The 9212-nt window shown below is 38.5% G+C and carries 10 protein-coding genes; 4 read left to right on the forward strand and 6 right to left on the reverse strand.

Going from position 1 to position 9212, the window contains the following annotated elements:
- Positions 1 to 225 precede the first annotated feature (225 nt).
- The 3 genes from H6G26_RS35125 to H6G26_RS35135 all read right to left on the reverse strand — a co-directional run bounded on the left by H6G26_RS35125 (position 226) and on the right by H6G26_RS35135 (position 2701).
- On the reverse strand, positions 226 to 1338 hold the full coding sequence (locus H6G26_RS35125; protein ID WP_190735838.1) for a histidine decarboxylase: 1113 nt from the start codon (positions 1336 to 1338) through the stop codon (positions 226 to 228).
- A 198-nt stretch (positions 1339 to 1536) separates the two neighbouring features.
- Positions 1537 to 1707 (reverse strand): CopG family transcriptional regulator, encoded by a 171-nt coding sequence (locus H6G26_RS35130; RefSeq protein ID WP_190735854.1) that lies wholly within the window; start codon positions 1705 to 1707, stop codon positions 1537 to 1539.
- A gap of 361 nt (positions 1708 to 2068) precedes the next feature.
- A complete protein-coding gene (locus H6G26_RS35135; RefSeq protein WP_242054117.1) occupies positions 2069 to 2701 on the reverse strand; it encodes a DNA cytosine methyltransferase in 633 nt (210 codons plus the stop codon).
- A gap of 266 nt (positions 2702 to 2967) precedes the next feature.
- Here H6G26_RS35135 and H6G26_RS35140 point away from each other — a divergent pair, with 266 nt between their 5' ends.
- The 4 genes from H6G26_RS35140 to H6G26_RS35155 all read left to right on the forward strand — a co-directional run bounded on the left by H6G26_RS35140 (position 2968) and on the right by H6G26_RS35155 (position 7069).
- Entirely contained in the window at positions 2968 to 3330 is a 363-nt protein-coding gene (locus H6G26_RS35140; protein ID WP_190735840.1) for a VOC family protein, read from the forward strand.
- Positions 3331 to 3779: 449 nt separating this feature from the next.
- On the forward strand, positions 3780 to 4559 hold the full coding sequence (locus tag H6G26_RS35145) for a hypothetical protein (RefSeq protein WP_190735841.1): 780 nt from the start codon (positions 3780 to 3782) through the stop codon (positions 4557 to 4559).
- Positions 4559 to 6691 (forward strand): hypothetical protein, encoded by a 2133-nt coding sequence (locus H6G26_RS35150; protein ID WP_190735844.1) that lies wholly within the window; start codon positions 4559 to 4561, stop codon positions 6689 to 6691. The genes H6G26_RS35145 and H6G26_RS35150 overlap by 1 nt, the downstream gene beginning before the upstream one ends.
- A gap of 210 nt (positions 6692 to 6901) precedes the next feature.
- A complete protein-coding gene (locus tag H6G26_RS35155; protein ID WP_190735846.1) occupies positions 6902 to 7069 on the forward strand; it encodes a hypothetical protein in 168 nt (55 codons plus the stop codon).
- Here H6G26_RS35155 and H6G26_RS35160 read toward each other — a convergent pair.
- From H6G26_RS35160 to H6G26_RS35170, 3 genes are read right to left on the reverse strand one after another with little or no spacing between them, the layout of a single operon-like run.
- On the reverse strand, positions 7066 to 8490 hold the full coding sequence (locus H6G26_RS35160) for a DNA cytosine methyltransferase (protein WP_190735848.1): 1425 nt from the start codon (positions 8488 to 8490) through the stop codon (positions 7066 to 7068). The two genes, H6G26_RS35155 and H6G26_RS35160, sit on opposite strands and share 4 nt — an antisense overlap.
- Positions 8487 to 8879, reverse strand: coding sequence for an ASCH domain-containing protein (locus H6G26_RS35165; protein WP_190735850.1), 393 nt, complete (start codon positions 8877 to 8879; stop codon positions 8487 to 8489). The genes H6G26_RS35160 and H6G26_RS35165 overlap by 4 nt, the downstream gene beginning before the upstream one ends.
- 5 nt (positions 8880 to 8884) lie before the next feature.
- Positions 8885 to 9052: a hypothetical protein gene (locus H6G26_RS35170; RefSeq protein ID WP_190735852.1), complete on the reverse strand. Its 168-nt coding sequence runs from the start codon at positions 9050 to 9052 to the stop codon at positions 8885 to 8887.
- Positions 9053 to 9212 lie beyond the last annotated feature (160 nt).

The following is a 9212-nucleotide window of genomic DNA, read 5'->3' on the forward strand; positions in this document are numbered from 1 at the left end:
TAACCTTATTAGCTAGACTTTCCACCTCATAATCGTTCTGAAGGCAGACTATTATTGAAGATAAGTTATCCGCAATTCGATAAGAAATTTCGGTTTATCTGATGATTTATTTGATAAATAACTTTTTATATTTAGCATATCTAAGCTTTTACAGATATTCAGAAAGAAGTAAACTTCGCCAACAGCATCCTATGCTACTTATAGTCCGGCTACTGGCGAATCACTTTACTCTTTACCTATTTTTGCCAAATCAAACTTTTCTGTAACAAGTTCCTCAACAAAATAATCCAGAAATTCAATGTAGTGATTTTGCATGATAATTGCGTGTGCATAATCTCCCCGGACTGCAAGTTGATACTTTTTCACCAGATTATCGGAGGGTTTATTGAAAACAACTGTATTGGAATAAGGGTTGAGAAATGGATTGAAGTCTCTGAACTTCAGTTGTGTACATAAATGCTCTGCTTTGGCTACACAATCAGCTACTTCTAATCCAAAGTTAGAACGCCTTTTGGAGATTTCATGCCATAAACAGAGTGAAGTATGTCCGTTGCGACTACCTCCAATAGTCATATCCTGAGCGCCGATATACTCGATATCAGATGTGAGTGCTTCAACCAAATGTTTTTTAGTAATAACAATCCCACAAGGGAAAGGGCTACCAATAAATTTATGTCCTGAGATTGACAACGAACTGATAGGTTTGTTGAAATCAATCCAGTCCGAACGCAAGTAGGGAAGAAGCATTCCCCCTAAAGCGCCATCAACATGAATATAGAATTGGCTGACTTGTTTCATCTCCAGAACATTGAGAATCTGCTCAATATCGTCTATTGCCCCTGTAAAAGTAGTACCCAGGTTAAGGCAAATAATCGCAGGCAGATTAGGTACAAGTTGCTTATAGAAATCACTATAGTCCATTTCTTCCGAAGGTGTTTGTACACCAATCTTGCGATACGGAATTCTAAAAAACCTAGCTGCCTTACTTATAGAGTAATGTGAAGCATCTGAGGCATATAAAATAGCATTAGGATAGTTTTCTCTCCCTAAAAGTATTCCGTACAAGTTACCTTCGGTTCCACTGGTAGTTACGTATCCCCACCAATCTTGAAGGTGGTATAAATTTGCAAAAAATTGCAATACCTCTTTTTCAAAATCTCGTGAATCAATTCGATAATGCGATTTAGTAAAGCAATCTCCTCCAAGGTTATTAATTGAGTATTTAAGAAAAGGTAATAAAAATGTATGATCGTGTTTTAAATTGTAGGGATATCCTAAATGAAACTCAGATGCTTCATTAAGAATTAGCTGATAATTAGAAAGAAAGTCAACATCCATTTTATTATTCCAAATCTTGTTGTTAAGTAATTTTTTTAAACGCGTTCAAATAATCTCAAGAAGGTGTAGAATCACCAAACGCATTTCTGCATCGGCAGCTTCTGTGCCAAAACCACCAGCTTGGACATTTACTTCCTGAAAGTTAACATTTACTTGTATATTTAATTACTGAGTAACTATGCTCTACAACCATGTTTTTCAATTTGCATTTGATGTCGATTCAACAGTTAAAGAGCGGATTAACTCTCGAATTACATCCGTTGCTGGCCGTCCTGTTATTGAGCAGTATTTCTCTAACCTCTCTGCTTCGCTTGATGTCAGATTGATTGTCAGGCGTTTGATAGCCCATTTCTTATTCACTGATTCAATTAACTCTACTTGAAACTACTTCTCTAATATCAATCATTCGAGCTGTTATCACAATGATAAAATTAATGATATTAGCTTCAAGAAGCTGTAAAGGAAACACTACTAACTTTGAAGCCGAAGTGAAGAGTTAAAATATAGGTTAAATTATGAATTTTAAGTAATTTATAAATAACAATTATGAATAGAGCATAAGCTAAAAGTTTTTCTGTAATTAATCATTCAGTGGAAATACTTGGTAACTACACCAGAGCTTAATAGCCACTGCGTTCCTACTAATTAGCCAAATCATCATCTATCATAGTTTTAATCACTAAACAAAGGCTTGACCGTACCATTTGGCAACCAGATATCAGCGAACTTACTACGGTTGCAGCCTTTGTGATCTGTGAAGTGGGATCGCCTCCGGCGGGCGCTCGCGCCATCGCAGAATGGTATTAGCGGGCTGCGACCCTGGCTTATACTTGGGTAACTTGCGTCCCCCAACCCGTTCAATCAACAGTGGTGTTGGCGCATTCTCGGCTAAAAATTTTTCTAAAGCTTGTTGCTGTTTAGGTAGAAGCTGTGAATCAGTCATTGTGGGGATGAGATGGACTATCGCCTCGTACCAACCGCAAGGTGCAGTCCCCAAAGGTAAGGCAACATGAAAACCCCTGCTTGCAACCAGGACTAACCGCCGCCGCGCCTGGGGTAGTCCAAAATCAGCCATGTTGACCACGCTGTAATTGACGTGATAACCAAGAGATTCTAAAGCATCCAGAATGATACTGAAACTCTGACTGTTCTGATAACGCGGCACATTTTCGACAGTAAATACCCGTGGCTGCAACTGTCGGAAGGCTTCTGCAACTGTGATCGCTGCGGTCAGATCATCGCTAGTTTCCCCACCTTTACCCGCTTTGGCTGTGTGAGCTTGGCTGAAGTTGGCGCATACTGGGGAGGCATGGAGGTAGTCGGGGCGGCGGGGAAAACCCAGAAATCCTGACCGGGCGCTCATCACTGGGAAACTGAAAACACTGTTTCCTATTATCTAAAGATGATGCTTGAACAAATTTCGTCACAGCAAATACGGCATAACAAAACTATTTAAGCAGCATATCCGAAAATGTTGGTGTGAATGCTAACATTACTTGGAGTGGCTTAATAAAAACGTAACGTGAAAAATTAACATAGAAAAAAGGCAAGAACCTAATATTTTTTAAATAAGTTGTAATCTGCTATCAAAAATGGTGTAATGTCCTCAAATTCTACTGATAAAAACTAATGGAATCACCCAAATTAAGGAATGCTATACCTGTCCTGGCTTCATTAAATATAGCTGATACAATGGATTTTTATCAATCGTTGAATTTTAGTGTTGTTTATCAAGAGAAAGGCAATTATGGAATCGTACAAAGGGATAATGTAGAAATCCATTTTTGGGCTTGTTCGGATAAATATATTGCTGAAAATACTTCCTGTAGGATTGAGGTTGAAGAGATAGACTTTCTCTACACAGAGTTTCAGGATAAAAGAGTAGTTCATCCCAACGGATTGCTAAGGAAAAAACCTTGGGGAACAAAGGAATTCTCTATTCTCGATAGAGATGGAAATCAACTTATTTTTTTTGAGTATTTGAATCCGTAAATTTTATCTTGTACGCTTTTGAATGAAGGGCATTTTTGTTAGTCAGCTTTGATTGTATTCTTGGGCTGCTTGCTTTCTTTAAGCGGTGTAGGCGTGTCTAGCCGAAGCATTGCACCCGCTCACGCCCAGCCCGATTACTCCCAGCGTACCTTGCAATAGAGCGATGGCGCTTTTCGCCCGCTTTCTTGCGATCGCCTTTATGCTTAAACGGGAGCTTATCGTCTCCCTTTGCCCTTACAACAATCGCCCCCTCTACAGCCTATGATTGCTCCCTTAAGGTGATGGTGTACCGTTGAAGGGGCAAATGAAAACTGATGGTTCCCAAAATTTGACTGATGGTGTTGATTTAAGCTGCTTGCTTGGGATTGATTCAATTGCTGTAACAATCGAATAGTTTTTTCCGTCTGGCTAGTACCTACCTTAGTATTAGCAAGCCTGTTTGGTCTGTCTTGGATTCTAATAGGAGCAATCACACTTCTGCCCATATCCGCCGTCAGTTAAGTACACCCTGGATACCTCAAACTGTCAAAGCTTGGCAAGCTCTTCGAGAGCAAGTTCTTGTTCAGCCTACTGTTAAAAAAGAATTGGAGTGCGATCCTAACTGGAGTCCTATTTACCTTAAATTACCAAAACCTAGCAATTCATATAGTTATGTAGAAACAAATAACTATAGAGATATTGAAGTCTTCTTTTCTAATAGATACGGCAAGAAAGAGGTCAAACCAGTAAGTGAAGTATCTGCTCGTCTTCCTGAATTGATGAAAATTGATATTTTACATGAATTGTTTGTTAACTCTGGTTGGGCAACAACCTTTCCTGAGTCCGAACTAATGTTGACACCGCCAATGTTTAATAATATTTACAAAGGAGCTTTAGGTGAAGTCTGCGGTAAACATATTTTTGAAAAAGTACTCAATATTAATTTAATAGAGTTAGACATAAATGAATTCGAGCGTTTTGATTTTAAAAGAGATAAGAATTATGTAGACTTTAAATTTTGGAACGATAAGTCTTTTGTCCAAGCTGATGAAATACTTAGTAAAATACGTGAAAAAATGGTATCTGTGGGAGCAGAAAAAATATTTGTAATTAATATTTTAGCTTCTTCAGATACAATCTTTAAACCATATATATCTTCTGATAGAAAGATATTTGAGGTTCCTTATCTTTGCAAAAATGGCAGAGTTGCTGATGAATCAATTGAATTTATTTTAAAGGAGTTTAGGTAATGGGTATTTTAACAAATCGTCTAGACATTAATTTTAATATCGATGAAATTCAAAAAGACTTTGCCTTTATTAAGTTTACTCGTGAACAAAAAAGTAATTATTATGGAGCAGTTGAATTAGATTACCTGATTGGGAAAGATTTTAATGCTGCTGCTGTTATGTTCCAATATGGCAAGTATGCCTTTGCTATGTTTAAAAGGCCAGTTGATGTTTACCAACTGCTTCGTAGGATTAGATCAAACAAAAATTTTGATGGTAGTTCTGCTACTGAAGCTTTTCCAAAAGCTAGACTAAATGATATTGGTATTAATGAAGATTGTATTTGTGAAGCGTGGTTAGCTCAAATTCTATTAAACTCACTGTCTGCCTCAAATTCCCGTTTTGCTAAGTATCAATACTGCAACTTAACAGGCGCATTGTTGCTTGTATCAGATTTTGACAGTAAACGTAAAGACTGTCTTGATATTGCGAAAGTAAGTATAACATCTAACCCCTACTTGCTAGAAGTAGAGACTGTTCGTTATCGAAGTAAAATTTCTATACTTTCAGAAAATAAAAAGACAAGTGATCCTAAGCGCAAGAAAGAACTTCAAAATGCTCTTAAGAAACCTCATTATATATTTGAACCATCAACCAGCAGTTTGCGGAGATCCTTACCACGGGATGCTGAAATTGAGACAAATTTAATATATATCGAATGTGGTTTAAAGGGAAAAAAAGCATCTAGGCAATTTCTTGACTTTGGAAACATTGATAATTTTTATAAAAGTCGTGCTGGAATTTTGCATCATGTTATGTCAACTATACGACAAGATTTATCAAAATATATAGAGGTTGAATTATCTAATATTGAAATTGACCAGACTATTGAACTCAATAATAGTTTATTGAACAAGCCAGAACAACTTCACCATTTACTAAAAGGGCAAGCAGTAAATATAATAGATAAAGCCAATAACGACGAGTCTAAAAATTTAGTAAATGATATAAAAACCTTTCTTCATCCTAATTATATTTTAGAAACTAACCTTATCACTTGTAGCCAACGTGATAAACAGGATGCTTTGAATATCAGAATTATTCATAATCAAAATTATTACGTGGAGATGGGTCTAGAAGATGAATATCTTCCTTCAGATAATAAATTTTATCGACAACATCTTACAGTTGAATCAAGTGAACTTATATCTAGTCCTGCTCTTAAGACGAGTATTAAAGAATTGCTTATAAAACGTGATATCGCTTATAAACAAATTAATCTTTTTCAATGGGAAAAACTGCAATTAGAAGGAATATGGACTTTTGCTATTTGGCATGGAGAAGCAGAAAATGTTATTTTTATGGAAATTCAACCTAATGGTAGTTTTGAATTTTATAGGGTAGACTCTCAAGATATATTTAGCTATCAAAAATTTCAAAAGTATAAAGAGTTAATAATTAATGCTAATGATAATGCTAAAGTTAACAAAAATTATGGTGAATTAGAAGGATTAGTTATATCCAATACGGGGGATGTTAATGAAATATGGCGTACAAAGGAAATTACTATTCCTGCCATTTCTCAGATTGAAACTCTTATTCAAGAAGTAGGAAATAAGCTGCCATTAGGTAAACAAACAGGCAATGATTTAGTAAAAATAATACAAAAATTTATATTTACAGATGGTCAAGAATTTGCTGATAAGTTTGTAAATATAATTAGCCAATTGCACATTTTAGCAAATAATGAGTTAGATAAGAATAGCTTCCGAAAACTTTTGAATGATAATATAGGTTCAGGTACATCGGTAGCTGATAAGTTCCGATCTTATCTTACTAATCAGCATAATATTAGGCTTAGTTTTCCAAAGAATAAAGAAAGCCTTAAAGAATTGTTTGATGCTTCTCTAAACATAAACTATTTTGCCGAAACTGATAAAGAAGCTTATTACTTCGTAGGAGATAGGAGAGAAAAAGTAAAATTTTCTTTCAAAGATGCTTGTCATATTCGTAGAATAGCTGCGGTAAAAGGTTCTGAGCTAATATTTAAACAACTCCTTCCAACAATGGATGTTGATTTTGTCCGCACAAATCAAAGTACTGTAATTCCTTTTCCTTTTAAATATCTTCGAGAGTGTAAAAATTTAGGCTAGTGGTCTTGACTGGATCGACTGAATCATCATTTTCAGTAATCATAGCTGAATTACGGCTCCTCTAAATTCTGTTTTGAGATTTGCTTTTTCCCATTCGCAATGATGCTCCTGCTTATGATAATCCCCTCGATCAGCAGCCATTATGGAAAATCAAACTACTCTTCTTATTGAGCGACAGTTTATAATATTCTATAAAGATGATTAAGAAAAATGATTAAGCCTAAAAATGTGTATCGCGGACATTCAATGGAAAAAGTTGGTCACGGTAAAAGAGCAGTATTTAAAATAACTATCAACGAAAAAGAATGGTCTGCCGTGACTGAATTAGAGGTAAAAACAGCAATTGATGCTTGGATTGATGAAGGAGTAGAGCCTTAGCTATTGCCATAGCTATAACTTTGTGCCGACATGAATAATTGGCTTGCAAAACTGGGAGGCACAGAGTAGCCGATAATCGACCCAGCCGTAGCAGTCTCGTTGGGAAACTCGTACCAACCGGGAAACCCTTGCAGGATTGCAGCCCCTTCAATAGACAAGGATTTGACTATCCCATCCGGCAACCAGATATCAGCGAATTTGCTTCGGTTGCAGCCTTTGTGATCGGTGAAATGCGATCGCAAGATAGTGTTACAGGGCAAGTGTGCAGGTTTATACTTGGACTGTGTACGCCCCCCCACTCTTTCTATTAACAGTGGTGTGGGCGCATTCCCGGCTAAAAATTGCTCCAAAGCTTGCCGTTGTTTGGGGAGTAGTTGGGAATCGGTCATGCTGGGGATGAGATGGGCGATCGCCTCGTACCAACCACAAGATTTAGCTCCCGTAGGTAGGGTAACCCGAAACCCCCTACTTGCAACCAAAACCAACCGCCGCCGCGCCTGGGGTAGTCCAAAATCAGCCATATTCACCACGCTGTAAGTAACCGAGTACCCCTCAAGTTCCAAAGCATCCAGAATGATACTGAAACTTTGACTGTTCTGATAGCGTGGGACATTTTCGAGAGTAAACACCCGTGGCTGCAACTGTCGGATAGCTTCTGCTACAGCGATCGCAGCCGTCAGATCGTCAGCCGTTTCAATACCTTTACCCGCTTTAGCTGTGTGGGCTTGGCTGAAGTTGGCGCACACCGGAGAGGCGTGGAGGTAATCGGGGCGGCGGGGAAAACCTAGAAACTTTGACTGTGCTACTTCTTGCACTGTTAGTTGGATTATTCTACACCCGTATTCGCTAAAGTTGTGGTGATGGGTTTTGGCGATCGCCCTGCTCAAGTCTGGTTTGCTTGGGTCAAACTCCACCGCGATCACTGGACGAATACCAGCCTGTACCATCCCCGCTTCAATCCCACCGCCGCCCGCGAAAAGTACTACAGCGATCGGTGCATCATCTGGAAGAACTGGTTTTATTTTTGTGTTATCAAAATTTTTGCAGACATCTAATTTTGGTGATGTCTTTTTGGTTTTCGCTCTTTTGATAAAAGCGATAATATCTTCCTTAGTTACCCCCTGCTGTTGCAGTGTCCGAATCATTGGGACAGCACCAGGGGGAATTGAGCCGATACTTCGCCCTTTCCATAATCCATCAACTCGTTCTTCCCAGTTAAAACCCCATCGCCACTGAATCGGGTTGTCTGGGTCACGTTGGCCTATAACTCGTGGGTAAAAGGCTATGGTTCCATCAAGTAACTTTTTCTTTTCGAGATACGGATAGAGGCATCCTTGGCTATGCAGTTTTGAAGCTCTAAGGTCGTCCTCTAAGAATTTTTCGGGTATTGCAGATAACTCAACTATTACTGTTTTAGTCATGCAGCCACCTCCATGACCAAATCATCGGGTACTTCAAAAATCCCTAACTGCCCAATGTAAGGAATCGGTGCAATCTCGCGTGGATTCGCCAATTCCCAGTGATATTGCCCAGGCATCCCCCAGCCAGAAGCAACTTGTGAAAACTTGCAATCTACTATTGTGACAATGCCAATCACTTGACCGCGACGGAGACTTTTTAGTTCTGGGATAGACACCCCCATGCTTTGGCAAAATTCTCCCGCTACCTGGTACTCTTTTTTGGTACAGGTTTTGGCGGCGTGAATTAGAATGTCGCCGCGATAATGAATGGGCCAGCCACGGTTTTCTATGTCTTTAAGAGCATAAATTATTGCCCATGCCCAAGGCTGACGAACGGATATCGCTTTCATCTTTTTTAAAACTCCAGCAATTGAACGTAAGCATCCAACGCTGCAAGCGCCGGGTGCGGATGTGGCTGTGAACGCAGTCCGTTGCAGATTGTGGCGATAGTCCCAAGTTCTGTAAAGCTGAAGCTAATACTGGACTGTCGAGCCGCGCAGTGCTGAATAATTGTCAGTAACACAAAATTCAACAATTGAATTGTAAGATCACGTCGATTGGCTAAATGTGTTTCTAAGTTCTCAGTAATAATTTGGCGACTAGCAGTAAGAGAATTGCACAGGGCGAACGCATCTTATTTACTAATAAAAACTAAGAAAGATTTTAAAATGACATAAATAATT

It is taken from the genome of Nostoc sp. FACHB-888 (assembly GCF_014696655.1).
In the GTDB taxonomy this organism is placed as follows: Bacteria; Cyanobacteriota; Cyanobacteriia; order Cyanobacteriales; family Nostocaceae; genus Nostoc.